A 23533-nucleotide genomic window follows, 5' to 3' on the forward strand; every position below is an offset into this window, starting at 1 on the left:
CGCGACAGGTCCAGCCCTATTACGGCATTGGGATGAGCAACATGCCAAAGCTCGCTAACGCGGGCGCTGGCAGGAATGTGAGCGAGCGACGACCTGAATGGGCACAAGGATCGCGCAGATCTGGGCTGGGAAAACCAGTGCTACCGGCAGAGCTGCAAAGCTCGCACGTCAGATATGGACCTGTCCCGCAGATCACCAAACCGGCTGGCTGCTTCTAGCAGCGCCGCAAAAGAGGCCTGAAAGAACACCGCCATCGATCACATGTCAAAACGGTCAGAAATCTCTTGCATCACCGGCGGCAACCAAAGAAGCCGGTAGTGGTTTAGAAATTGCGCGTCTTCACTTGAGTGTCTCCAGATACGCAATAAGAGCCCAACGCGTTTCTTGATCAGTCACTTCAATACGATCATTGCTGGCTGCCATCATATTGCCGGGCATGGCCATCTTCGGGTCCGCGAGGAATGCATTTAGCCTGGCGATATCCCATACGCCGCCTTCTTCACGCATCGCATTCGAATATGGAAACCCTTCAAAACCGGCCACAGGCCGACCAACAATCTCCCATAGCGAGGGGCCTTTGGCCGACTCGCCCGCTCTGATCGGGTGGCAAATTTTACATGTTTCAACCGCTTTGCGACCCATTTCTTCGTCTGCTTTTGAGATGTCAGCTTCTGTAGGTGATGGAGGCGGCTTCCAAACTGTAACTTCCCCAAGCAAATCCACAACTGCGAAATGGTTCTTCTGCATTGCCAGATGAAGTGGCGGATCGCCAAATTTCGTGCGTGCCAACGGGTCAGCACCGTTATCAAGAAGAACCTGAACGATATCCGCGGCTCCAGAAAAGGCCGCTGTGTGCAGCGGAGTGCGTTTTTCACGCCCTCCTGCGATATTTGGGTCTGCCTTGTTTGCAAGTAACAACTCCACGAGGCCAATCCGTTTTCGACCTGCCGCTACCATCAATGGTGTGCCGAGTGCAGTGTCGGCGTTGGGATCGGCGCCGCGCGCCAGTAATATACCAGCGGCTTCTTCATGCCCTGACATGAGTGCGAAATGAAGTGGGTGAGCAACGCCCGGTTCATCTACGGGTGCGCCCTTGTCCAGTAGGATGATCAGGGCTTCAACGTCTCCTGACCGAGCCGCATCTGCAACTTCGCCAGCATTTGATGCGGCCGTTGAGAGGATACAAAATGTCAATGCAAACAGACTTGCAGCAAAATCTCTCATTGAGTTCCCTCCGCACTCGGCGATCAACTCGCTAGAACAGTAACACATTTCCTGCGTCAGTTCAGTATTTCGGAGTGGTATGCTATCGGCTCATGGCTGACCTTGGGCGAAATTAGGACCGTCTATGCGGGCCCCTGAAAGAGGCTCTGTCATGCCAGGCATCTTCGTGTCAGAGCGGTGGGATTCATGACTTTGCGCTTTTGGTCAGTCAGCGGATACTGTCGGGATGACAGGGCCACGCCTTCGGCAAGTGGTCCTTCAGGCTGGAATTGTGTTGTGGTTACATGGTGGAGACCTGATGAAAAAATTTGCGCGACGTGCGTTCCTGGTGGGCGCGGGCGGTGTGGCGGGCTGGGTCGCGGCAGAGCGGTTCGGTGCAAAGCAGCCCGTTTATGCCGGGGCGAAACGGATTGTACCTGCTTCGGGTGAGGGGGTGCTCAACGATGCCAGCGGGTTGTCGGCGACCCCGATCCACAAACATATCGTCATTGGCGAAGACCCTGGCGACGCGCTGGTGCAGGCCGTCCGCGACGAGATGCGTGCAGCACAGCAGGACGGGCGCGCCTTCAATATCGGCGCGGCGCGGCACTCGATGGGCGGGCAGGCGATCCCGCGCGATGGCATTGCCGTCACATTTGACAACGGCTGGATCGAACCGGACATAGATGCTGGTGTCTTCCGCGTCCATGCCGGGGCACGCTGGTCGGATGTGATCGCGACGCTCGACCCGATTGGCTTTTCGCCCAAGGTCATGCAATCAAACAACGATTTCGGGGTAGCCGCGACCTATAGCGTCAATGCGCATGGCTGGCCGGTGCCTCTGGGTCCGATGGGCTCGACCGTCCGGTCGCTCAGGATGGTGCTGCCCTCGGGCGATCTGGTCACCTGTTCGCGCAGCGAGAACGCCGATCTGTTTGGTCATGCGATGGGTGGCTATGGCCTGATCGGCGCGATTGTCGACATGGAGGTCGAGACGGAGCGCAACGCGCGGCTCTATCCGCTGTATGAGGTCATGCCTGCGGATGAATTCAGCAAGGCCTTCGAGGCAGCGCTTGCGGACCCTGAGGTCACAATGGCCTATGGTCGGCTGAACGTGCAACGCGCAGTGTTTTTCGAAGAGGCGCTGTTGGTGACCTACCGCAAGACGGATGATCAGCAGAACCTGCCGCCCGCTACCGGGTCGGGTTGGATGGCACATGTTGCAAGCCGGATCTACCGCGCCCAGCTGGGCAGCGAACCGATGAAGGATTTCCGCTGGTGGAATGAAACAACCGTCGGCCCGAGCCTGAGCAGCGGCGACGTGACCCGCAACAGCCTGATCAACGAACCGGTGGTGACGCTGGATGACCGCAACCCGGACCGCACCGATATCCTGCACGAGTATTTCGTGGGCTTTGACCGCTTCAATGATTTCCTGATCGCCTGCCGCGAGGTGATTCCGGCCTCGTATCAGGAATTTCTCAACGTCACTCTGCGATATGTGGCGACCGACGCCGAAAGCACCTTGTCTTATGCGACGGTGCCGCGGATCGCTGCGGTCATGTCGTTCTCTCAGGAACTGACCGAGCGGGCCGAGGCCGACATGGCGCGGATGACCGAGGCGCTGATCGACCGGATCGTGGCCATTGGCGGCTGTTATTATCTGCCCTACCGCCCGCATGCGCGGCTTGACCAGCTGGTTGCGGCCTATCCGCAGGCGCTGGAATTTGCCGCCGGCAAACGCAACCTGGACCCCGATCTGGTCTTGCGGAACAACTTCTGGGACAGGTATCTGAGCAAGCTATGAGCACACTCCAGAAAATCGCGATTTTCTACTTCGTTGCGCTGATGATCGCGGCCTCGATCAACTATATCCCCGGTCTGACCGATGAAAACGGGCTGGCCTTCGGCATCTTCGCGCTCGACCTCTACGATGATGCGCTGCATGTGGCCTCGGCGCTCTGGGCACTGGTCGCAGGGCTGATGTCGCGCAATGCGGCACGGATGTTCCTGATCCTGTTTGGCGCGGCCTATCTGGGCGATGGCATTTTCGGTATTTTCACCGGGTACGGGTTTCTGGATATGGGCATCTTCACCAACGCCTCGCTGGGGATGGATCTGTCGCTTGGGCGCTTCCTGGCGAACCTGCCGCATCTGGCCCTTGGTGGCTTCGGGCTTTACGCGGGGTTGTTCATCGAGCGTCACGCATGAGGTTCCTCTGGCGCTGGGCAGGGCGGCTGCTGCTGGTTCTCGCGCTGCTGGGCGTCGTGCTGGTGGCACCGGTTATCTATGTCGAGGCGCGCTGTCAGGGCGAGCCGGTCGCTCAGGATTATGTCGCGCTGCTGCCACCGGAACACCACCGGGCGGAATCGCGCACGTTCATGACCTATCCGGAATGGCACATCGTTCACGCCTATGACGATTACGGCAAGGTGATCAGCACCGGCGATCCGCATCACTATAGCTATCTGCGCAGCATCGGGGCGTTCTGGTCCTCGCTCTGCTACTTGTCCGAAAGATCTGCCGCGCATGGCGGCATCGACGGGCCGACCAAGCAGATGGTCTATGTGATCGGATCGAGCTTTACGCTCGAATTGATGCTGAAGGCCGCTTATGAGGAAACCATCGGGCGTGTGGCCACGATGATCCGGGGGGGTGAGAGGACCCAGACGGATGATCTGTCGGCGCAGCAGGCGGCGGGGTATGCCCGGTTCCTGCAGCAGATTCCGTGGTACAAATGGGATTTCCGCATGGATGCCGAGGCGTTGGACGCCGTGCAGGGTCAGGGGTTTCGCGATAGCGAACGCAAGACGGCGCTTGGCCTCGAATACGCGGCAAAGGCGGCTTATGCGGATGTGATCGCTGCTGCCGTCGACGGGGTCGGGGCGGATGAACTGACCCTGCGGATGGTGGTGGACGGAACCGATCCGATTGGCCTTGCATCTTATGACGGTGTTGAGCTTGTCGAAAGGCATAGCGAGGGTTTTGTCATCGAAACACCGCGCTATCGCGCGCTCACCACCCTTCTGGTCGAGATGGCGGGGGATGGCATCGACTTCGTCGAGATCGCCGGCAATGACGATATCCTGTTCACCGCGATTTCTTCAAAGGCGGGGCAGCCCGACGCGCTCTACAGCTTTGCCCGGCAGGGCTATGGGGATTACCGCCATCTGATCGTGGTAAAGGTCGCGGATCTGGCCGAAACGCTGCGGCAGTTGGACAGCGCTGGTCTGCAACTGGAACATATCCATGACTATTAGGCAGGTTCTGCTTGCCCTGCCGCTGCTCGTTTTGGGCTGGCTGTTGACGCTGGTGGCGGTCAGCCTGATGACAGATGCGGCCCCGGCTTATGTGGTTGTGCTGCCGTCTTCGGATTTCGTGGACAGGCTGGATCCGGACATGTCTGTGCTTGCGGCAGGGCCGGTCACCGTGACGCTTGCCGCAGAAGATCCGCGCGCGGCGATGCGGCTTTACCGGGCCGGGGCGCGACTGGTGTTGCCTGCGGGCCTGCCGGGCTGTCTGCCGCTGCCCAAACAAGCGCTGAAACAAGGCCGGGGTTAGGCGGGGCGCTGGCCGCCCTGCGCCAGAACGACCCCAAGTGCCACGATGCCCGCGCCCAACGCCTGCAACCAATTCCACCCGGCCCCCAGAACCACCATGATGATCATCACGTAAAAGGGCGCGGTGTTGATGTGGAAGGACGCAACCGTTACGCCCAATTTGCTGATCGAGGCGACGAACAACACTTGGCTTAGCCCCAACGCAAGGCAGGCATAGATCAGCAGCATGCCGATCTGGCTGGTGTCGACCGGACCAAGCGGCATCAGATCATGGCCAACGGCAAAGCCGGTCAGGCAGATCACCGACATCGCGATCAACCCCCCGGCAAGCGTGATCGTGCCACGCCCGATGGTGGACAGGTTCGGGAAATCGCGTGCGGTCGCCATGCCGGCCCAGGTAAAAAGAACGGTTGCAATCACAACGCAGGCGGCACCGACCCCGATCTGGCTGGGTTCCAGCGCGCTGGTCGCAACCACCCCGCCGGTGATCGAGGCCGCAACCCCAAGCGCAAAGCGCCAGCTCATCCGCCTGGTCTTTGCAAAAAGCTCCAGCACCGCGCCAACCAGCGGCGCGCAGGACGCGATCAGCGCAACGGTGACCGGGTCGGTCAGAGATTGCGCCAGCAACATCAGATAGGTCCCGGCGCCAAAGCCGATGCCTCCGACCCAGCAGGCGCGCGTCCAGTTGGCGCCCAGAACCTGCCGATGGCCGTCCATCCAGAGCCAGATCGCAATCATGAGCGACACCGCGACCGCGAAGCGCGCAGTGATCAGGGTCAGCGGTGGCCATGTCTGCAGCAGAACCTCGGCTGCGGGAAACCCCGCCGCCCACATCATCATCGATGACATGCCCAGCAGGTTGCCGTTCAGCGCAATGCTGCGCCCGCCGTAGCCAGCACCATGGCCACGGACGGGATCGGGTCCGAGAGGCATTCCGCGATCCTGTTGAATGTGTGAAGACCCGGGCCGAATCGCCCTGTCCCGAACATCTCAGATCATCCCGCGCCCCCGATCTGGTCTGAATTCGACAATTGGTCGTTTTTGATCGTTTGGGTCTTGCCGCGTGACCGGTTTGGCGGTTTTGTCTGTCGGACAAAGAGGTCCCATGCCCCGATTTGCCGCCAATATCAGCCATTTGTTCCGGGAACTGCCCTATGCCGAGCGGTTTCGCGCGGCGGCGCGGGCGGGGTTCGAAGGGGTCGAGGTTCTTTACCCCTACGAACACCCCGCCAAAGAAACCCATCGCGGGCTGCTGGCCAACGGGCTTGACCTGATTCTGATCAATGCACCACCCCCTAACTACGCCGGCGGCACGCCGGGCTATGCCGCCATTCCCGGCGGCGAAGAGCGGTTTCGCTCCGACATGCGGCGCATGCTGCGCTTTGTTGGTGAGATCAGGCCGGGCCTCATTCACGTCATGGCCGGGTATGATCCGGGGTCGGGGGCGTTCGAGACATTTGTGCAGAACCTGCAATGGCTTGCTGATCAGGCCCCGGCGCAACGCTTCACCATCGAGCCGCTGAACCCGGTGGCGCAGCCGGGGTATTTCCTGAACGATTACCAGCTGGCGACCGATATCCTGACGGCGGTCGCGCGGGACAATGTGGGGCTGCAATATGACAGCTATCACGCGCAGATGATCCATGGGGATGCGGCGGGTATCTGGGAACGTTTTGGCGCGGGGGCGTTTCACGCCCAGATTGGCGCCGTCCCCGATCGCAGCGAACCCGCGCCGGGTCTGATTGATTTCCCGGCGCTGTTCGCAGCTATAGACGCCAGTGGCTATTCCGGCTGGGTCAGTGCCGAATACACACCCTCGCGCGCCAATACCGCCGACACACTGGATTGGATGTCATGGAAGTGAACCCGTCATGATCCCGCCCCGCTTTGCCCATCCGGTGTTCTGCCTGATCACATCGGGGCTGATGTCCTGCATCGTGACCTGTGTGGCCACGATCAAGGCCATCGGTCTGGGGCCGCAGACCTTCGGCGACTGGATGGCAGCGTGGAGCCTGAGCTGGCCGATTGCCTTTGTCATCATCCTGATCGCCGGGCCGCGTATCCGGCGATGGGTGGACAGCAAGACGCGCCGATGAGCCTCAGTGTGCCTCGGCCCAGTTCGCGCCTTTGCCCGCATCCACCACAAGCCGCACATCCAGCTTGACGGCGGGGTCTGATGCACCCTCCATCACATCGCGGGCCGCTTCGATGGTTGCGTCCACCGCGTCCTCAGAAACTTCGAACAGCAGTTCGTCATGCACTTGCAACAGCATTTTTGCAGGCAAGTCGGCGATTGCCGCAGGCATCCGCACCATTGCGCGGCGAATTACATCGGCGGCGGTCCCCTGGATCGGCGCGTTGATGGCGGCGCGCTTGGCAAAGCCTGCATGCGGGCCTTTGGCATTGATCTCGGTTGTGTGGATCTTGCGGCCAAAGAGGGTCTGTACATAGCCATGTTCCTTGGCGAAACTGACCGTGTCGTCCATATAGGTGCGGATGCCGGGGAAACGTTCGAAATAGCGGTCGATGAAGCCCTGCGCCTCGGCTCGCGGAATACGCAGGTTGCGCGCCAGACCAAAGCCGGAAATGCCATAAATCACCCCGAAATTGATCGCCTTGGCCTGACGGCGGATGTCCGGCGTCATCTCATCGAGCGGCACGTCGAACATCTCGGAGGCGGTCATGGCGTGGATGTCCAGCCCGTCGGCAAAAGCCTGTTTCAGCGCGTCGATCCCGGCGATATGGGCCAGAATGCGCAGTTCGATCTGGGAATAGTCGAGCGACAGCAGCACATTGCCCGGCTCTGCCACAAAGGCCTCGCGGATGCGGCGGCCTTCTTCGGTACGCACGGGGATGTTCTGCAGGTTCGGATCGGTCGAGGCCAGACGCCCCGTGTTGGCCCCGGTGATCGAATAGGACGTATGCACGCGGCCCGTATCGGGATTGATATGCGTCTGCAGCGCATCGGTATAGGTTGATTTCAGCTTGCTCAACTGCCGCCAGTCCAGCACCCGGCGCGGCAATTCGTGCTCGGTGGCCAGATCTTCGAGAATATCCGCGCCGGTCGAGTATTTTCCGGTCTTGCCGCGCTTACCGCCGGGCAGCGACATCTTGTCGAACAGGATCTCGCCCAATTGCGCCGGTGAGCCGACATTGAAGGTCTCGCCCGCCAGGTCGTGTATCTCGGCCTCAAGCCCCGCCATCTTCTGGGCGAAGGCGTTGGACATGCGGCTCAGGGTCTCTCGGTCGACCTTGATGCCGTGCATCTCCATCTCGGTCAGGACCGGCACCAGCGGGCGTTCAAGCGTTTCGTAAACGGTCGTCACCTGCACCTGATGCAATTGCGGTTTGAAATGCTGCCAGAGGCGCAGGGTGATATCGGCGTCCTCAGCCGCATAAGCCGTGGCGTCGTCGATCGGGACCTTGTCGAAGGTAATCGCCGATTTTCCCGATCCCAGCAACGGTTTGATCGGGATCGGCGTGTGGTCGAGATAGCGCTCGCTGAGCGTATCCATGCCATGCCCGTGCTCACCGCCATGCATCGCGTAGGACATCAGCATCGTGTCGTCGATAGGGGCAACAGCCACGCCATATCGGGCAAAGATCTTGGCATCATATTTCATGTTCTGCCCGATCTTGAGGATCGACGGGTCCTCAAGAACCGGCTTCAGCAGCGCCAGCGCTTCTTCGAGTGGCATCTGCCCCTCGGCCAACTCGTCCGAGCCGAACAGGTCATCGGTGGCACTGGCACGGTGGGTCAATGGGATGTAACAGGCCGTGCCCGGTTCGACACAGAGCGAAATGCCCACCAGACCAGCGATCATTTCGTTCAGTCCGGTGGTCTCGGTATCCACCGCGACCCAGCCGCGTTCCCGGATCTGGCCGAGCCAGGGCTGCAGCGCCTCGGCGTCGCGCACGCATTCATAGTTCGAGGCATCGAAGGGGATGTCTTCCTGCGGTTCGGCCTCGGACTTGGCGGGTGCGTCCTTGATGGTCGGTGCCTCGACCCCCAGTTGGTCGGCGATGCGTTTGGTGAGGGTGCGAAACTCCATCTCGGCCAGAAACGCCATCAGCGCCTCGGGCTCGGGGTCTTTGACCACGAGATCGTCGAGGGTGAAATCCAGCGGCGTGGCCTCGTCCAATTGCACCAGTTTCTTCGAAAGCTCGATCTGCTCGCGCTTTTCCAGCAGGGTCTGGCGGCGTTTGGGCTGCTTGATCTCTTCGGCCCGGTCCAGCAGGGTTTCCAGATCGCCATATTCGTTGATCAGAAGCGCGGCAGTCTTCACGCCGATCCCCGGCGCGCCCGGCACATTGTCGACGCTGTCGCCCGCCAGCGCCTGCACATCGACGACGCGCTCCGGCCCGACGCCGAATTTCTCGAACACGCCATCGCGGTCGATCCGGCGGTTCTTCATGGCGTCGAACATCTCGACGCCGTCACCCACCAGCTGCATCAGGTCCTTGTCGGAACTCACGATGGTGACCTGGCCACCGGCATCGCGTGCCTGAACGGCCAATGTGGCGATGATGTCGTCGGCCTCGAACCCTTCGAGTTCCTTGCAGGCGATGTTGAAGGCCTGCGTCGCCTGGCGGGTCAGGGGCATCTGCGGGCGCAGATCCTCGGGCATCGCCTCGCGGTTGGCCTTGTAGAGATCATAGAGGTCATTGCGGAACGTGTGCGAACCCTTGTCGAAGATCACCGCAACATGGGTCGGCGCATCGGGACCTGCGTTATCCTCGACATATTTCTGCAGCATGTTGCAAAAGCCCGCGACCGCCCCGATCGGCAACCCGTCGGACTTGCGCGTCAGCGGCGGCAGCGCGTGATAGGCGCGAAAGATGAAGGCCGAGCCGTCGATCAGGTGAAGGTGGCAGCCTTTGCCAAAGTTGGAGGTCATCGCGCGCGCCCTTGTCGGAATTCAGGTGTCGGGGCCGTTATCGGGCATTTGCGCAGTGGCCGCAATCACTGCCCGCAATCACAGCCCAAAGGCGGTGTCGCTCAGGGCTTCGAAAAGGCGCGGGTGGCCTTGTCCCAGATCAGCCCGGTCCGGGTCGCGATGTTGCGCATCTGCTTGTTCAGGGAGCGGTCGTTCAGCCTGCGGCTCATGCTCCGCAGGGGGATCATGTTGCGTTCACCATAGCCGTCGATCAGAAAGAACCCTTGGACTTCGCCGCGGTGACCATAAACGATATTGGCCTCGTGAATGTCGCGCGCGACGACCTGCAAATGGAACAGCCTGCCCACCAGATCGTTGAGGTCCCGCAGCATCGCGTCACTCAACTGGCCGTCGTGGCAGATCGAGGACAGATGGGTCGCAAGCTCTCCGGTTTTGCTGGTGATGCGTTCAAAGACCGAGCCCGGCCCCAGATCGGTCTGCACCACCCCGAGCGAGCGGGCCAGCGGGGTACGCGCAATCTCGGACCCGACCTTCAGTGCGGTTTTCAGCTCGCACTCGATCTCTTTGAGGGTGTTGCGGTGAACGGAATCGGGAAACAGCTTCCAAGCCAGCCGCTTGGCCCAGGTGTGGTTGGCGTAATATTCCCTGATCGGTTTGATCTTGATCAGCAGGTCCGGCTCGCCCGGACAGGCATAGACGGTTCGGTGCCCGCCGCTGGCGACCGGTTCCAGATCGGACAGATGGAAAAGCTTGGCGGCAAAGAGCATCCGGCCTCCGTCAACTGGGTCAGCTTTGCGGGGCGTGGCCCTTGAGGATGTACTTGCAGTCGCAATAGGGGCACTCGACCCAGCCGGTGTCCTCGGGGATCTGCAGCCAGACGCGTGGGTGGCCCAGGGCGCCTTCGCCGCCATCGCAGGAAACACGGCTGGTCTCGGCGGTTCTGGTTTCCGGCGCGTCTATACTCATCGCTGGCAGTCCTTCTGGTGTTGTCGGCCCGGCGGGCTTGGATTAGGTGCTTTTATGAGCGATGAGCCAGCAAGGGGCAAGACCGTCAGATGACGCAGGACGCCATTCGGATCGAAGCACTGGTCAAGACCTATAAGGGCAGTGGCGGCATGGGCGACAAGCGGGCCCTGAACGGCATCGACCTGCAAGTGCCGCGCGGGTCGGTCTTTGGCCTGCTGGGTCCGAACGGAGCCGGGAAGTCGACCCTGATCAACATTCTGGCCGGGCTGGTGCTGAAGACATCGGGCAAGGTCACGATCTGGGGGTTTGATCAGGATGCCAACCCGCGGCAGTCGCGTGCCTCGATCGGGGTGATGCCGCAGGAACTGAACCTGGACCCGTTCTTCACCCCGCGCGGCGCGCTCGAAGTGCAGGCGGGGCTTTACGGTGTGCCCAAATCGCAACGCCGCAGCGACGAGATTCTGGAACTGGTTGGCCTGAGTGACAAGGCCGAGGCCTATGCCCGCACGCTCTCGGGCGGGATGCGGCGGCGGTTGCTGCTGGGCAAGGCGCTGGTGCATCACCCGCATGTGCTGGTGCTGGATGAACCGACGGCAGGTGTGGATATTGAACTGCGTCAGATGCTCTGGGCCAATGTGCGCAGGCTGAACCAGCAGGGCATGACCATCATCCTGACGACCCATTATCTGGAAGAGGCCGAGGCGATGTGCGACGAGATCGCCATCATCAACCATGGCGCGCTGGTGGCGCGCGACAGCACCGCCAACCTGCTGGGCCGCCTTGATGCGCGGTCGATGGTGATCGTGCCCGACGGGCCGGATGCGACCCTGCCGCAGGCTGAGGGTATCGAGGCGCATAAGCGCGAGGACGGCGCGCTGGTGTTGAACTATTTCAGCCGCCGCACCAGTGCCGAGCAGGTTCTGGCCGCCGTCCGGGACGCGGGTATCACGATCCGCGACGTCAAGACCGAGGAAGCCGATCTGGAGGATGTCTTCCTGTCCCTGACCGCCGCGCGCTGAGCGGCGTTACGCGTCACGATCCAGCCGCGCCTGATAGCAATTGTTGCTGGACGAGCGGATGTGGACATAGGCGATCTCCGGTCGCGCAAAGATGTCGCTTGCGGTGTCCAGCAGGGTCTGGGAGCTGGTGATCGTTCCGGTGCCATAGACGATCCGGTCATCCGCGCCATAGCCCTTGATCAGGTAATCGGGTGCGGTGGTCAGAACCTCGGGCAGCGCGCCGGTATCCTGATGCCGCTCGCAAGGCGCGGCGCACAGAAAGATCGGGCCGGTTTCGGCATAGGGTTGCACCGCGTCAAAAGGCCGATGCGCCAGGATCAGCATCGCTGCGCCCTCGGGTATATTGCGCAGACAATGGCGACAGGGATTGCCGGTTCCGGTCGAGGTGGCGCGCTCTGGCGCGTTGCCATAAGCGTCGGGCGCGCCCGACTGATATGCGCGGACCTGATCAGTGGGCAGGCGGTTATTCTGGGCATGGTGATCTCCTTTTTTTGGCAGTCTGGCTGATCCGCATGGTTCGGGGCGATCCGTTTCCTGCGCAATGAAGGTTGTGCTCGGGATGTTATCTTGATACCAAGATATCAAAATACTGCTGTGGAGCGACCATGAAAAACATCACGCGGGTGCAGACCGGGCTGCGCCTTGAAGCGAGACTGCTGAAAACAATGAAGGGGCTGGCCGAGTATCTCGACATGTCGGTGGCTGAACTGATCGAGGGCATGGCGCTGCATGCGTTTGAAGGCAAAGCACCGTTCTCGGAGGCCACGCTGCAGAAGATCGCGGCGCTCAGGGCGGTTTACGATCTGGACCTGACCGCCGAGGACAGTCACCGCCTGACGGAGGATCCTGCATGACCCAGGAACGCTACGATTACACGGCCATGGCGCAGGAAATGGCCGCCGGGACGTTGAGGCCCGAGGGCTTCAGCCATCGCGCCCATCTGGGCGTGGCCTATGAAATTCTGTCACGCCACGAGGTGTTCGAGGCGATGGCGATCTATGCCGGTGGTTTGCGTGCCCTTGCGGCGGCGGCGGGCGTGCCCGAGAAGTTCAACGCAACTGTCACATTCGCCTATCTCAGCCTGATCGCCGAGCGGATGGCGCAGGCGTCCCACGCCAGCTCCGAAGCGTTTCTGACCCAAAACCCGGATCTGCTGGGTAAGGGCCTGCTGGACGGGTACTTTTCCCTGGACGCCCTGTCCTCCCCCCTTGCACGGCGCGTGCCCCTGCTGCCGGGAACCGCGCGGGCAGGCCTGCATTAAGGCAAATTAATTTGACCCGCACGCGGGCGGACGCGACAAAGGCGGTTCACCATGGGGACGCCTGAGGATAGAAGGCAGCAAGAGCAGCTTCCGGAGTTTCTGACCATGCCCGCGCCCAAGCCCGTTGTTTTGTGTATTCTCGATGGCTGGGGCCTGTCCGATGACACCGCCGCCAACGCGCCTTATCTGGCCAAAACCCCCACTTTCGATGCGATCATGGCAAACGGCCCACATGCGCGGCTGATCACCCATGGTCCCGATGTCGGGTTGCCAAGCGGGCAGATGGGCAATTCCGAGGTTGGCCATACCAATATCGGGGCGGGCCGGGTGGTGGCGATGGATCTGGGCCAGATCGATCTGGCCATCGAGGATGGGTCGTTTTTCGAGAACGCCGCCTTGCTGGATTTCATCGCCAAGACCAAGGCCACCGGCGGCATCGCGCATCTGATGGGGCTGGTGTCCGATGGTGGGGTGCATGGGCACATCACCCATATCCTCGCCGCTGTGAGGGCGGTTACCGAGGCCGGTGTTCCGGTTGCCTTGCATGCCATCACCGATGGGCGCGACGTGGCCCCGAAATCCGCCGCCGGGTTTGTGGCGGAGCTGCAGGCGCAGCTGCCGCCAAACGCGCGCGTGGTCACCGTTTGTGGCCGCTATTATGCGATGGATCGCGACAACCGGTGGGAACGGGTCAGCCAGGCTTACGCCGCGATGATCCGGGGCGCGGGGCGCACGGCCGCCAATGCTTCCGACGCTGTGGCTGACGCTTACGCGGCAGGCGAGACCGACGAGTTCATCCTTCCCACGGTCATCGGCGATTATGCCGGTCTGAGCGACGGCGACGGATTTTTCTGCCTGAACTTCCGCGCCGATCGGGCCCGCGAAATCCTGCGGGCCATCGGCGAGCCGGATTTTTCCGAGTTCGAGACCGGTGCGCGCCCGAAACTCGCGGCACTACTGGGCATGGTCGAGTATTCCGATGGCCACAATGGCTACATGACCACCGCTTATCCCAAGGCCAGGGTTGTCAATACTCTGGGCGCTTGGGTCGCCAAACAAGGCCTGCGCCAGTTCCGTTTGGCCGAGACCGAGAAATACCCGCATGTGACCTTCTTCCTCAACGGTGGCAAGGAAGTGCCAGAGGTTGGCGAAGACCGTTTCATGCCGAAATCGCCCAAGGTCGCCACTTATGACCTGCAACCCGAAATGTCGGCGGGCGAGGTTACCGACAAACTCGTCGAGGCGATCGAGGCGGGCTATGATCTGATCGTCACCAATTTCGCCAACCCCGACATGGTCGGACATACCGGCGATCTGGATGCCGCGATCAAGGCTTGCGAGGCGGTGGATCAGGGTCTGGCGCGGGTTGTTGCGGCGCTGAACAAGGCAGGTGGCGCGATGATCGTGACGGCTGATCATGGCAATTGCGAGATGATGGTCGACCCGGTTACGGGCGGCCCGCACACCGCCCATACGCTGAACCCGGTCCCGGTGGTGCTGGTTGGCGGGCCGGATGGTGCGCGGCTGCGGGATGGACGCCTCAGCGATCTGGCGCCGACGCTGCTGGAACTGATGGACCTGCCGAAGCCCGAGGAAATGACCGGCGAGAGCCTGCTGGCATGAGGTGGGCCGGACCCATAGTCGGGGTCTGTCTCTGGGCCGGAGTGGCGAGCGCCGAAAGCGACCCGTCCGAGGCGGCGCGGCTGGCGTCGCAGATGTTGCAACAAGCCTCGGTGGCGCTGGATGAAGCCGACGGCGCCCGCAACCGGGTCAGGGCGCTGACCGCGACCGTGCAGGCCTATGAGGCCGGGCTGGAGGCGATGCGCGACGGGCTGCGCCGCGCCGCGAGCCGGGAGGCCGAGCTGACCGCGCGACTGCAGGCCCGCGAGGCGGAGATTTCGGAACTGATCGGCGTGCTGCAGACAATGGAAAGCGCGCCACCCCCGGTGCTGCTGCTGCATCCCTCCGGGCCGCTGGGCGTGGCGCGGTCGGGCATGATGCTGGCCGAGGTGACGCCGGGTCTGAACCAGCGTGCACAGGCCCTGTCGCAGGATCTGGCAGAGGTCAGCGACCTGCGCAGCATCCAGCAAAACGCGCTTGCCACCCTGCAGGAGGGGCTGACCGGGGTGCAGACCGCGCGATCGGAACTGAGCAAGGCGGTCGCGGATCGGACCGATCTGCCGAAACGCTTCGCCGAGGACCCGGTGCGCACCGCGATCCTGATTTCCTCGACTGAGACGCTGGATGCCTTTGCAAGCGGGCTGTCCGAGATCGCAGGTGCGGAGATCGCCGCGACCAATGCCGATATCTCGGAACGCAAAGGCGCGATCAAGCTTCCGGTGTCGGGTGTGCTGCTGCACAAGGCCGGGGCGGCGGATGCGGCGGGGATCACGCGGGAGGGCATGATTGTGGCCACCCGCCCCCGGGCGTTGGTCACGACGCCAACGGCGGCGACGATCCGCTATCGCGGGCCGTTGCTGGACCTGGGCAATGTGGTCATTCTGGAACCGCAGCCCGACCTGCTCTTTGTGCTGTCGGGGCTGAACGAGGTCTATGGCGAGGCCGGGCAGGTCATTCCAAGGGGGACGCCTGTGGGTCTGATGGGTGGTGCCGCCCCTGAAATCGGCACGATTTTGTCACTAAGCGGTGATGGCACTGGAACTGACAGGTCGGAAACGCTCTATATAGAAGTCAGAGAGGGCGGCAGCCCGGTGGACCCGGAGACGTGGTTCCAAACCGAGAAGGATGGATAAACCAGCATGAAGAAATTCGTGATTGCGGCCCTGAGCGGCTCATTGGCGGGGATCATCGTCACCTCACAGGTGGCGGGCCCTCTGGTCGCGCAGGAAGCCAAGAAAAATGCCAGCGTTTATGAACAGCTTGACCTGTTCGGCGACATCTTCGAACGTATTCGCATTCAATATGTCGAAGAGGTCGAGGCTGGCGAACTGATCGAGGCGGCCATTGACGGCATGCTCACTTCGCTTGACCCGCATTCCAGCTATCTCTCGCCCAATGACGCCGAGCAGATGCGGGTGCAGACCCGCGGCGAGTTCGGTGGTCTGGGCATCGAGGTCACGCAGGAAGAGGGCTTCGTCAAGGTGGTCTCGCCGATGGATGGCACTCCGGCGGATGAGGCCGGTGTCGAAGCCGGAGATTTCATCACCCATGTCAACGGCGAAAGCCTGCTGGGCCTGACGCTGGACAAGGCGGTGGACCTGATGCGCGGGCCGGTTGGTTCTGAAATCGTCATCACCGTGGTGCGCGAAGGCGAGCAGGAACCGTTCGATGTTTCGATCATCCGCGACACGATCAAGCTGACCGCCGTGCGGGCGCGCACCGAGGGCACCAGCGTGGTGCTGCGGGTGACCACCTTCAACGACCAGACCTTCGCGAACCTCGAAGAGGGGCTGATGGAGCAGGTTGATGAAGCGGGTGGCATGGACAAGATCAACGGTGTCGTGCTGGACCTGCGCAACAACCCCGGCGGATTGCTGACGCAGGCGATCAAGGTGTCGGATGCCTTCCTGGAAGAAGGCGAGATCGTCTCGACCCGGGGCCGCAACCCCGAGGATGGCGAGAGGTTCAACGCCGGTGAAGGGGATCTGGCGGATGGCAAGCCGATCGTTGTGCTGATCAATGGCGGTTCGGCCTCGGCCTCCGAAATCGTCGCGGGCGCGCTTCAGGATCACCGGCGGGCCATCGTCGTCGGGACGAAAAGCTTCGGCAAGGGATCGGTACAGACCGTGATGCCGCTGCGCGGCGAAGGCGCGATGCGGCTGACAACGGCACGCTATTACACGCCGTCCGGGCGCTCGATCCAGGCGCTGGGCGTTTCTCCCGATATCATCGTGGAACAGCCGCGCCGCACACCCGCCGAGGAAGAGGAAGAGAATGACCGCCCCTCGCGTTCCGAGGCCGATCTGCGCGGCAGCCTGAACAATGACAGCCTGACCGAGGACGAGATTCGCCAGATCGAAGAGGATCGCGCCAAGGCCGAAGCCACCGCAGAACTGCGCGAGCAGGATTATCAGATGGCCTATGCCATCGACATCCTGAAGGGGCTGTCCGCCTTCGGCAACGAATAAGCCCTGCGCGACCGCAGGGGTGAGATGACCAAGCCGCGCCAGCCTATGGCGCGGCTTTTTTGATGGCAGAACGTCCGGTTCGCGCACATCACCGATTTGATGCATTTTGTGAACCGAGGTTGATCGGATAAGCTGCGGGCAAAGGAAGAAGGGAGCCATTGCGATGGAATACTACGACCTTGGCGCGTACTCTCGGCAGGTTTCGACCTTGTCAGAGGAGGCACAATTGTGGTTCGACCGTGGTTTGGTCTGGACTTACGCATACAACCACGAAGAAGCGATTGCCTGTTTCGGGAAAGCTCTGGCAGCCGACCCCGGCTGCGCAATGGCCCATTGGGGCATCGCCTATTGCATTGGTCCCAACTACAACAAACCGTGGGAAACTTTCGAGGAAGAAGAAAAGCCGGATTGCATCGCGGTGGCCAATTCCTCAATCAATGCGGCAAACGCGTTGCTGGCCAATCTGAGGCCGGTCGAGCGCGCTCTGATTGACGCAGTCTCCGCACGCTATCCCACGACATCGGACGTTCAGGACTTTGGCCCGTGGAACGACGCCTTCGCCGATGAGATGCGCAAAACCCACGCGAAGTACCCTGACGATCTCGATATATGTGCGGTTTTTGCCGAATCGATTATGAACCGAACGCCCTGGCAGCTTTGGGACCTGCCGACCGGCCAGCCAGCAGAAGGGGCGGATACGCTGGAAGCCATCGCCGTCCTCGATAAGGCGTTTGAAACCTTGCCGGGGGCTTGGCAGCATCCGGGCCTGTTGCACATGTACATTCACTTGATGGAGATGTCGCCGCATCCCGAACGCGCGCTGCGCCACGGTGATGCGCTCAGCAGGCTGGTGCCCGATGCGGGCCATCTTCTGCACATGCCAACGCATGTGGATGTGCTCTGTGGGGACTACATGAATGTCGTTTTGCGGAACCAAGCGGCGATTGTCGCGGATCGGAGATTTCTAAAGCGCGCAGGTGCGGATAATTTTTATTCGGTCTATCGCTGTCACAATTTTCATTTCAAAATCTATGGCGCGATGTTTCTGGGCCAGCCCGGCGCAGCGCTGGAGGCCGCCGATGAGCTGATAAGCACGTTACCGTCCAAGACGCTTCGCCCCATGGCAGACTGGTTCGAAGGCTTCATTCCGATGAAGCAACATGTTCTGATCCGATTCGGGCGTTGGCAGGAGATTCTCGATCAGGCTTTGCCCGAGGATGAAGACCTTTACTGCGTCACGCTGGCCATGATGCGATATGCGCGCACGGTGGCCTTTGCCAATATGCAGCGGACCAAAGAGGCGGAGGCTGAACAGGTGCTGTTCTATCAAGCGCTCGAACGGGTGCCGGAAAGCCGAATGCTGTTCAACAACACCTGCCGCGATATCCTGATGGTCGCCGAGCAGATGATGCTGGGCGAGTTGGCTTACCATCAAGGTGACCATGAAACTGCCTTCAGCCATCTGCGCAAGTCCGTCGAAATCGATGACACCCTGCCATATGACGAGCCTTGGGGTTGGATGCAGCCCACGCGCCATGCTCTGGGTGCGCTTTTGTTGGAACAGGGCCAGGTTGAGGAAGCAGAGGCAGTCTATCGCGCCGACCTCGGGCTGGATGCGACGCTTAGCCGGGCCTGCCAGCACCCGGGTAACGTTTGGAGCCTGCATGGCTTGCACGAATGCCTGACCCAACGTGGTGAGACGGTAGAAGCGGCGCATATCAAGCTACAGCTCGACAAGGCTGTTGCGCGCGCGGACGTGCCAATCAAGGCGTCCTGCTATTGTCGGCAGAAAAACCTGGCAGCGGAGTGATTTTACAGGGCTAAACGCAGGTGGACACGACGTTTGACGGCCTCCTCTGGCGATGATTGCCGCTTTGTGAGCGAATAGGGCTTCCGGTTGGTTTGCTCTGCAGGAACAACCGGGCCAGCGTCCTCAGCTTCCCCATTCGACACTTTGCATCTCGTGCAGGCGCGAGGCGGTGCGTTCGAACTCGAACGTGCCTTCACCCTCGACATAGAGCATGTCCGGCGCCGCCGCCGCCGAGCAGATCAGTTTCACCTTTGCCTCGTAAAGCGCGTCGATCAGGGTGACGAAGCGTTTCGCCTCGTTGAAGTTGTTGCGCGACAGGCGCGGGATATCCTCCAGCACCAGTACTTTCACCGCATCCGCAATTGCCAGATAATCGCCCGGCCCCAGCATATGGCCGCACAGGTCATAGAATGTCGCCCGCGCCACGCCGTTGCGGAAGGCGGGCAGGGTGACCGCGCGGCCCTTGACCTGCAGAGTCAGCGGCTCGGCGTGGCCGCCTGCCAGATCACTCCAGACCGACTGGATTTCCTGCCGCGCCTCGGGTCCGATCGGTGTGAAGTAAACCTGCGAGGCCTCCAGCCGGTTCTGGCGGTAATCGGTCGGGCTGACCATCTCCCAGACCTCCATCCGCGCCTTGATGAGGTCGATGAAGGGCAGGAACAGCTGCCGGTTCAGCCCGTCCTTGTAAAGGTCGTCGGGGAGGCGGTTCGAGGTGGTGACAACCACCACCCCGGCATCAAAGAGCGCCTGAAACAGCCGCCCGACGATCATCGCGTCGGTAATGTCCGAGATCTGCATCTCGTCAAAGGCCAGAACCTTGGCCGTTGCGATCACCTGCTCGGCCACCGGGGCCAGCGCGTCCTCGACGCCGTTCTGGCGGGCCTGATGCATCTGGCTGTGGATTTCCTGCATGAAGGCGTGAAAGTGCACCCGGCGCACCGGGATATCGCCCAATGTGTCGACGAACATATCCATCAGCATGGATTTTCCGCGCCCGACCCCGCCCCAGAGGTACAGACCTTTTGGCGGCGGCGGCGCCTTACGGAACAACCCGCGTTTGATCGGCGCAGAAAGCGCGGCGTGGATGCGGTCAAACTCGGGCAGAACAGCTTCCTGCGCGGCATCGGGCGTCAGCGTGCCATCAGCGACGCGTTCAGCATAGAGAGTGGTCAGATCCGTCATTCCGAAGCCATAGCGCAGGGCAGGCAGAATTGGAAAGCGCCGCGCGCGGTGGCGCATATCAAATTCCCTGATCGTTGCCCGCAAAACTCCTGATTTGACCGCCGTGATATTTCGAATACCGTCAGACCGCCTGATTTGAGACGCCAGATGACCCGAGACACCCGCCTGATAACGCCAGTTCTGATCGTGAGCTGTATCATCATCACCGTCAGCTTTGCGGTGCGTGCCTCTTTCGGCGTGTTCCAGATCCCGATTTCGGACGAGTTCGGCTGGATGCGGAGCGAGTTCTCGCTGGCCATTGCGATCCAGAATCTCGCCTGGGGAATCGGGCAGCCGATCTTTGGCGCGATCTCGGAAAAGCTGGGTGACCGGAGGGCCATCGTTCTGGGGGCGCTGATCTATGCGCTGGGCATGGTGTTGTCGGCGGCCTCGACCACGCCGCTGGGGCATCAGTTGAACGCCTGGCTGGTGGGGTTCGGGATTGCGGGCACCGGGTTCGGGGTCGTGCTGGCGGTGGTTGGGCGGGCATCCTCGGACGAAAACCGCTCCATGTCGCTGGCCGTCGTGACCGCTGCGGGCAGCATCGGACAGGTGATTGGCGCGCCTGCCGCTGAGTGGATGTTGGGGTTCATCAGTTGGCAGATGGTGTTTGTGATCTTTGCCATCGCGATCCTGTCGCTGGTGCTGACCCTGCCGATGATGCGCCCCCCGGTGCAAGCCTGCAAGCAGGAGGTCGAGGAAAGTCTGAGCGCGATCCTGCAAAAAGCGTTTCGCGATCCGTCCTACACGCTGATCTTTCTGGGCTTTTTCAGTTGCGGGTATCAACTGGCCTTCATCACTGCGCATTTCCCGGCCTTTGTGGCCGAGATGTGCGGCCCGATCGAGGTGGGCGGCGTGCTGCATTCCATGGGCATCACCACAACCTCGGCGCTGGGGGCGGTGGCGCTGTCGCTGGTGGGGCTGGCCAATATCGCGGGGACGCTAACGGCGGGCTGGGCGGGCAAGCATTTCACCAGGAAATACCTGCTGGCCGGTATCTATACGGCGCGCACCATCATCGCTGCGGTGTTCATCCTGCTACCGATCACGCCCGGTTCGGTCATCATCTTTTCGGTGCTTATGGGCTCGTTGTGGCTGGCGACGGTGCCTTTGACCTCGGGGCTGGTCGCGCATCTCTACGGGCTGCGCTACATGGGCACGCTTTACGGGTTTGTCTTCCTCAGCCATCAGATCGGCGGCTTTCTGGGTGTCTGGCTGGGGGGGCGGATGTACGACACCTATGGCGATTACACCGCCGTCTGGTGGGTCGGCGTGGCCGTGGGCGCCTTCAGCGCGGTGGTCCATCTGCCGATCCGCGAGACCCGCACACCCAGTCCGCAGGCCGCCTGATCAGTTCAGACCTTCGCGCAGCCGTTCGCGCATAATGTCCAGCACCTGATCGGTGTGGGTATAGGTCAGGCCGTGGCCTGCGCCCTCGACCATCTCTTCGCGGGCCATGCGGCTCCAGGTGGTGAGCTTGCCCATGGCGGAGATCGGGATGATCCTGTCTTGCTGCCCCCAGATCGCCAGTACGGGCAGCCCGGCCTGATGAATCTCGCGGTGCTCGACTTCCAGCTCTTGCCTGAGCATGCCGCGCAGGCTGGACAGAACCCCAGCGATGAAGCCCCGATAGTTCAACTCCCGCTGTTGCAGATCAGCCATATCGGGAACCGAGCAGGGCAGCGCGCGTTCGGCCTCGGTTTCCTTGCGCTGCTTGTAGGGGAAGAGCAGCATCATCAGCCAGTCGCCCAACACCGGCATGTCGCGGATGAACCGGGACAGGCCATCAAGCGTCATCTGGATGCCTGCCGGGGCGATCAGGACAAGATGGCGGATCTTCGGGGCGTGTTTCGCCGCGTAGCAGGTGGCGATGGAGCCGCCCATGGAATAGCCGATCAGCGTGATCTCATCAGTGATCTCTTCGACCGCGAGCACCTCTTCCAGTTGCTGCAGGAAGAACGCCGCATCCTGTTCCCCTGCAGGCCGGTCCGAGTAGCCCCGTCCATAGAGGTCATAGGTCAGCACCCGATAACCCATCGCACCCAACCCTTCGGTGACGCTGTCCCACACGAAAGAGGGCGTGGTCAGCCCATGCACGCAGACCGCAACCGGGCCACGCACCGCGCCGCCCCATTTCACATGGGTCAGCCCTTGCGACAATTGCAGGAAATGGCCGGGCGCGTCGGATCGCTCTGAATCATCCATCACCTTGCGCCGCGCCTCGGTGTAGTAGGGCAGCGCCACGATCATGGCCAGCAGGATCAGGACAAGAAAAAGGATCATTGGGCCTCCTGCCATTTTTCGAGGATATAACGGCTGGTCATCAGGTCCAGATGCGCGCCGCCGCCATTCTTGAACAGCGTGGGTTTGGCGGGATCGTGGGCAAAGGCGCTCAGATCGTAGTAGTCGGCCAGTAGATGCTCGCGGGTGATGACGCCGGCATCGAGCGGCGTCTTGATCTCGCCGATATGGCCGATGGTGGTGTCGAAACTGTCGACATAGACCCGGCTCATGCGCAGCGCGTCATCATCTGCCTCGCGCATATCCGCGCGGTAGGCGCCGATCAGGTTGATATGTTGGCCGGGGCGCAACCACTCGCCCTTGATGATCGGGTCCGAGGACATGGTGGCCGAGACCACGATATCTGCCGCGTTCACCGCATCCGGCAGTGTTGCCGCCACATCGGCATTTCCGACGGTCTTTGCCAGCGCCTCTGCCTTGGCGGTGGTGCGGTTCCAGATCGACAGGCGCGCCTGCGGGAATCCGGCCGCGAATGCCTCGCACAGCGATTGACCCACGGTGCCCGCGCCAACGATCAAAATGCGTTTGCTGTCGGGATCAGCGAGGTGCAGCGCAGCCAGCAGGCTGTCACCGGCGGTTTTCCATTTGGTGACCAGATGAAAATCGATCAGCGCGGACAATATGCCGTCGCGATCGGCAAAAAGATTCACCGAGCCGTGGATCATCGGCTGGCCGTGATCGGGATTGGCGGGAAAGACGGTCGCGGTTTTTACCGCCAAGCCCAGCCCGTCGATCCAGGCCGCGCGCGACAGCAGCGTGTCCTGCCCGCGATAGAGGAACGTATCACCGATTTCGGCCTTGGGCAGGGCGTGCCCGTCGGCCAGCGCCTGGGTCAGCTCGACCCAATCCAGCAGCACCTCGCCCTCGTCAAAGGGGATGATCGGGATGCTCATGCCGCCTGATCCTGTGTCACTAACCCATCGGAGACCAGCCGTTCGGCGCAGCTTTTCGGTCCGTCGAAATGGTGGGTCTGCCAGCCGCGCGCCTGTGCGGCGGTGATGTTATTGGGCATGTCGTCGGTGAAATGCTCGCCCAGATCGACCAGTTCGTGCATGCCTTGCAGGTCAATCTCGGCAAACATCGCGCGGCGGCGGTCTTCGCCGATCACGCGGTCGTAATAGCGTTCTGGCTGCCATTCGATCAGCACATTTCCGATGTCATAAATGACGGCCTGTGGTTTCACAGCGCGCGCTCCTTCTTCTGTGA

The 23533-nt window shown here is 61.7% G+C and carries 24 protein-coding genes; 14 read left to right on the forward strand and 10 right to left on the reverse strand.

Annotated elements, in window-relative coordinates:
* Nucleotides 1–339: 339 nt before the first annotated feature.
* A complete protein-coding gene (locus M3P21_RS04240) occupies nucleotides 340–1224 on the reverse strand; it encodes an ankyrin repeat domain-containing protein (protein ID WP_249707127.1) in 885 nt (294 codons plus the stop codon).
* Nucleotides 1225–1522: 298 nt separating this feature from the next.
* On the opposite strand from M3P21_RS04240, the gene M3P21_RS04245 reads away from it, so the two are divergent.
* Genes M3P21_RS04245 through M3P21_RS04260 form a run of 4 tightly spaced genes read left to right on the forward strand, consistent with a single transcriptional unit; the run spans nucleotide 1523 to nucleotide 4764 of the window.
* Entirely contained in the window at nucleotides 1523–3010 is a 1488-nt protein-coding gene (locus M3P21_RS04245; RefSeq protein ID WP_249707128.1) for an FAD-binding oxidoreductase, read from the forward strand.
* The gene (locus M3P21_RS04250) at nucleotides 3007–3414 is read left to right on the forward strand and encodes a DUF4383 domain-containing protein (RefSeq protein ID WP_249707129.1); all 408 of its coding nucleotides are present in this window, start codon (nucleotides 3007–3009) and stop codon (nucleotides 3412–3414) included. The genes M3P21_RS04245 and M3P21_RS04250 overlap by 4 nt, the downstream gene beginning before the upstream one ends.
* On the forward strand, nucleotides 3411–4463 hold the full coding sequence (locus tag M3P21_RS04255) for a hypothetical protein (protein ID WP_249707131.1): 1053 nt from the start codon (nucleotides 3411–3413) through the stop codon (nucleotides 4461–4463). The genes M3P21_RS04250 and M3P21_RS04255 overlap by 4 nt, the downstream gene beginning before the upstream one ends.
* The gene (locus M3P21_RS04260; protein WP_249707133.1) at nucleotides 4453–4764 is read left to right on the forward strand and encodes a hypothetical protein; all 312 of its coding nucleotides are present in this window, start codon (nucleotides 4453–4455) and stop codon (nucleotides 4762–4764) included. Before M3P21_RS04255 ends, M3P21_RS04260 begins: the two co-directional genes overlap by 11 nt.
* On the opposite strand, the gene M3P21_RS04265 is transcribed toward M3P21_RS04260, so the two are convergent.
* Complete coding sequence (locus M3P21_RS04265; RefSeq protein WP_249707135.1) at nucleotides 4761–5696, reverse strand: DMT family transporter; 936 nt, start codon at nucleotides 5694–5696, stop codon at nucleotides 4761–4763. The two genes, M3P21_RS04260 and M3P21_RS04265, sit on opposite strands and share 4 nt — an antisense overlap.
* Before the next feature lie 172 nt (nucleotides 5697–5868).
* On the opposite strand from M3P21_RS04265, the gene M3P21_RS04270 reads away from it, so the two are divergent.
* Nucleotides 5869–6627: a hydroxypyruvate isomerase family protein gene (locus M3P21_RS04270; RefSeq protein ID WP_249707138.1), complete on the forward strand. Its 759-nt coding sequence runs from the start codon at nucleotides 5869–5871 to the stop codon at nucleotides 6625–6627.
* A 7-nt stretch (nucleotides 6628–6634) separates the two neighbouring features.
* Entirely contained in the window at nucleotides 6635–6859 is a 225-nt protein-coding gene (locus tag M3P21_RS04275; protein ID WP_249707141.1) for a DUF2798 domain-containing protein, read from the forward strand.
* Nucleotides 6860–6862: 3 nt separating this feature from the next.
* On the opposite strand, the gene polA is transcribed toward M3P21_RS04275, so the two are convergent.
* The 3 genes from polA to M3P21_RS04290 all read right to left on the reverse strand — a co-directional run bounded on the left by polA (nucleotide 6863) and on the right by M3P21_RS04290 (nucleotide 10627).
* Nucleotides 6863–9661, reverse strand: coding sequence for a DNA polymerase I (gene polA, locus M3P21_RS04280; RefSeq protein ID WP_249707144.1), 2799 nt, complete (start codon nucleotides 9659–9661; stop codon nucleotides 6863–6865).
* A 101-nt stretch (nucleotides 9662–9762) separates the two neighbouring features.
* A complete protein-coding gene (locus M3P21_RS04285; RefSeq protein WP_249707146.1) occupies nucleotides 9763–10428 on the reverse strand; it encodes a YrbL family protein in 666 nt (221 codons plus the stop codon).
* A 19-nt stretch (nucleotides 10429–10447) separates the two neighbouring features.
* Nucleotides 10448–10627, reverse strand: a complete 180-nt coding sequence (locus M3P21_RS04290; protein ID WP_249707148.1) for a zinc-finger domain-containing protein — start codon at nucleotides 10625–10627, stop codon at nucleotides 10448–10450.
* Between the two features lie 89 nt (nucleotides 10628–10716).
* Between M3P21_RS04290 and M3P21_RS04295 the strand changes: the two genes are divergently transcribed.
* The gene (locus M3P21_RS04295) at nucleotides 10717–11646 is read left to right on the forward strand and encodes an ABC transporter ATP-binding protein (RefSeq protein WP_249707150.1); all 930 of its coding nucleotides are present in this window, start codon (nucleotides 10717–10719) and stop codon (nucleotides 11644–11646) included.
* Between the two features lie 6 nt (nucleotides 11647–11652).
* On the opposite strand, the gene M3P21_RS04300 is transcribed toward M3P21_RS04295, so the two are convergent.
* Nucleotides 11653–12105 carry a DUF1203 domain-containing protein gene (locus M3P21_RS04300; RefSeq protein ID WP_249707496.1) on the reverse strand — a complete coding sequence of 151 codons (453 nt, stop codon included), beginning with the start codon at nucleotides 12103–12105 and terminating at the stop codon, nucleotides 11653–11655.
* A gap of 146 nt (nucleotides 12106–12251) precedes the next feature.
* Between M3P21_RS04300 and M3P21_RS04305 the strand changes: the two genes are divergently transcribed.
* The 6 genes from M3P21_RS04305 (at nucleotide 12252) to M3P21_RS04330 (ending at nucleotide 18805) form a co-directional block, all read left to right on the forward strand.
* Complete coding sequence (locus M3P21_RS04305; RefSeq protein ID WP_249707152.1) at nucleotides 12252–12500, forward strand: hypothetical protein; 249 nt, start codon at nucleotides 12252–12254, stop codon at nucleotides 12498–12500.
* Entirely contained in the window at nucleotides 12497–12907 is a 411-nt protein-coding gene (locus M3P21_RS04310; RefSeq protein WP_249707154.1) for a hypothetical protein, read from the forward strand. Before M3P21_RS04305 ends, M3P21_RS04310 begins: the two co-directional genes overlap by 4 nt.
* A gap of 105 nt (nucleotides 12908–13012) precedes the next feature.
* A complete protein-coding gene (gene gpmI / locus M3P21_RS04315; protein WP_249707156.1) occupies nucleotides 13013–14530 on the forward strand; it encodes a 2,3-bisphosphoglycerate-independent phosphoglycerate mutase in 1518 nt (505 codons plus the stop codon).
* Entirely contained in the window at nucleotides 14527–15660 is a 1134-nt protein-coding gene (locus M3P21_RS04320) for a murein hydrolase activator EnvC family protein (protein ID WP_249707157.1), read from the forward strand. Before gpmI ends, M3P21_RS04320 begins: the two co-directional genes overlap by 4 nt.
* Nucleotides 15661–15666: 6 nt before the next feature.
* Complete coding sequence (locus tag M3P21_RS04325; RefSeq protein WP_249707161.1) at nucleotides 15667–16995, forward strand: S41 family peptidase; 1329 nt, start codon at nucleotides 15667–15669, stop codon at nucleotides 16993–16995.
* A gap of 163 nt (nucleotides 16996–17158) precedes the next feature.
* The gene (locus M3P21_RS04330; protein WP_249707162.1) at nucleotides 17159–18805 is read left to right on the forward strand and encodes a tetratricopeptide repeat protein; all 1647 of its coding nucleotides are present in this window, start codon (nucleotides 17159–17161) and stop codon (nucleotides 18803–18805) included.
* 123 nt (nucleotides 18806–18928) lie between these two features.
* On the opposite strand, the gene zapE is transcribed toward M3P21_RS04330, so the two are convergent.
* On the reverse strand, nucleotides 18929–19987 hold the full coding sequence (zapE, locus tag M3P21_RS04335; protein WP_249707498.1) for a cell division protein ZapE: 1059 nt from the start codon (nucleotides 19985–19987) through the stop codon (nucleotides 18929–18931).
* 147 nt (nucleotides 19988–20134) lie between these two features.
* Here zapE and M3P21_RS04340 point away from each other — a divergent pair, with 147 nt between their 5' ends.
* Nucleotides 20135–21376 carry an MFS transporter gene (locus tag M3P21_RS04340; protein ID WP_249707164.1) on the forward strand — a complete coding sequence of 414 codons (1242 nt, stop codon included), beginning with the start codon at nucleotides 20135–20137 and terminating at the stop codon, nucleotides 21374–21376.
* Here the strand turns inward: M3P21_RS04340 and M3P21_RS04345 are convergent, their stop codons facing one another.
* Genes M3P21_RS04345 through M3P21_RS04355 form a run of 3 tightly spaced genes read right to left on the reverse strand, consistent with a single transcriptional unit; the run spans nucleotide 21377 to nucleotide 23510 of the window.
* Entirely contained in the window at nucleotides 21377–22309 is a 933-nt protein-coding gene (locus M3P21_RS04345; protein WP_249707166.1) for an alpha/beta fold hydrolase, read from the reverse strand. It abuts the gene before it with no gap.
* Nucleotides 22306–23220, reverse strand: coding sequence for an ornithine cyclodeaminase family protein (locus M3P21_RS04350; RefSeq protein WP_249707168.1), 915 nt, complete (start codon nucleotides 23218–23220; stop codon nucleotides 22306–22308). Before M3P21_RS04350 ends, M3P21_RS04345 begins: the two co-directional genes overlap by 4 nt.
* Complete coding sequence (locus M3P21_RS04355) at nucleotides 23217–23510, reverse strand: HAD family hydrolase (protein ID WP_249707169.1); 294 nt, start codon at nucleotides 23508–23510, stop codon at nucleotides 23217–23219. The genes M3P21_RS04350 and M3P21_RS04355 overlap by 4 nt, the downstream gene beginning before the upstream one ends.
* Nucleotides 23511–23533 lie beyond the last annotated feature (23 nt).

The organism is Ruegeria spongiae, assembly GCF_023502395.1.
GTDB classification, from domain to species: Bacteria; Pseudomonadota; Alphaproteobacteria; order Rhodobacterales; family Rhodobacteraceae; genus Ruegeria_C; species Ruegeria_C spongiae.

Excerpts from the sequence above, each read along its gene's own strand:
- M3P21_RS04240 (WP_249707127.1), bottom strand. The coding sequence starts at position 1,224 with ATGAGAGATTTTGCTGCAAGTCTGTTTGCATTGACATTTTGTATCCTC.
- M3P21_RS04245 (WP_249707128.1), top strand. The coding sequence starts at position 1,523 with ATGAAAAAATTTGCGCGACGTGCGTTCCTGGTGGGCGCGGGCGGTGTG.
- M3P21_RS04250 (WP_249707129.1), top strand. The coding sequence starts at position 3,007 with ATGAGCACACTCCAGAAAATCGCGATTTTCTACTTCGTTGCGCTGATG.
- M3P21_RS04255 (WP_249707131.1), top strand. The coding sequence starts at position 3,411 with ATGAGGTTCCTCTGGCGCTGGGCAGGGCGGCTGCTGCTGGTTCTCGCG.
- M3P21_RS04260 (WP_249707133.1), top strand. The coding sequence starts at position 4,453 with ATGACTATTAGGCAGGTTCTGCTTGCCCTGCCGCTGCTCGTTTTGGGC.
- M3P21_RS04265 (WP_249707135.1), bottom strand. The coding sequence starts at position 5,696 with ATGCCTCTCGGACCCGATCCCGTCCGTGGCCATGGTGCTGGCTACGGC.
- M3P21_RS04270 (WP_249707138.1), top strand. The coding sequence starts at position 5,869 with ATGCCCCGATTTGCCGCCAATATCAGCCATTTGTTCCGGGAACTGCCC.
- M3P21_RS04275 (WP_249707141.1), top strand. The coding sequence starts at position 6,635 with ATGATCCCGCCCCGCTTTGCCCATCCGGTGTTCTGCCTGATCACATCG.
- polA (WP_249707144.1), bottom strand. The coding sequence starts at position 9,661 with ATGACCTCCAACTTTGGCAAAGGCTGCCACCTTCACCTGATCGACGGC.
- M3P21_RS04285 (WP_249707146.1), bottom strand. The coding sequence starts at position 10,428 with ATGCTCTTTGCCGCCAAGCTTTTCCATCTGTCCGATCTGGAACCGGTC.
- M3P21_RS04290 (WP_249707148.1), bottom strand. The coding sequence starts at position 10,627 with ATGAGTATAGACGCGCCGGAAACCAGAACCGCCGAGACCAGCCGTGTT.
- M3P21_RS04295 (WP_249707150.1), top strand. The coding sequence starts at position 10,717 with ATGACGCAGGACGCCATTCGGATCGAAGCACTGGTCAAGACCTATAAG.
- M3P21_RS04305 (WP_249707152.1), top strand. The coding sequence starts at position 12,252 with ATGAAAAACATCACGCGGGTGCAGACCGGGCTGCGCCTTGAAGCGAGA.
- M3P21_RS04310 (WP_249707154.1), top strand. The coding sequence starts at position 12,497 with ATGACCCAGGAACGCTACGATTACACGGCCATGGCGCAGGAAATGGCC.
- gpmI (WP_249707156.1), top strand. The coding sequence starts at position 13,013 with ATGCCCGCGCCCAAGCCCGTTGTTTTGTGTATTCTCGATGGCTGGGGC.
- M3P21_RS04320 (WP_249707157.1), top strand. The coding sequence starts at position 14,527 with ATGAGGTGGGCCGGACCCATAGTCGGGGTCTGTCTCTGGGCCGGAGTG.
- M3P21_RS04325 (WP_249707161.1), top strand. The coding sequence starts at position 15,667 with ATGAAGAAATTCGTGATTGCGGCCCTGAGCGGCTCATTGGCGGGGATC.
- M3P21_RS04330 (WP_249707162.1), top strand. The coding sequence starts at position 17,159 with ATGGAATACTACGACCTTGGCGCGTACTCTCGGCAGGTTTCGACCTTG.
- zapE (WP_249707498.1), bottom strand. The coding sequence starts at position 19,987 with ATGACGGATCTGACCACTCTCTATGCTGAACGCGTCGCTGATGGCACG.
- M3P21_RS04340 (WP_249707164.1), top strand. The coding sequence starts at position 20,135 with ATGACCCGAGACACCCGCCTGATAACGCCAGTTCTGATCGTGAGCTGT.
- M3P21_RS04345 (WP_249707166.1), bottom strand. The coding sequence starts at position 22,309 with ATGATCCTTTTTCTTGTCCTGATCCTGCTGGCCATGATCGTGGCGCTG.
- M3P21_RS04350 (WP_249707168.1), bottom strand. The coding sequence starts at position 23,220 with ATGAGCATCCCGATCATCCCCTTTGACGAGGGCGAGGTGCTGCTGGAT.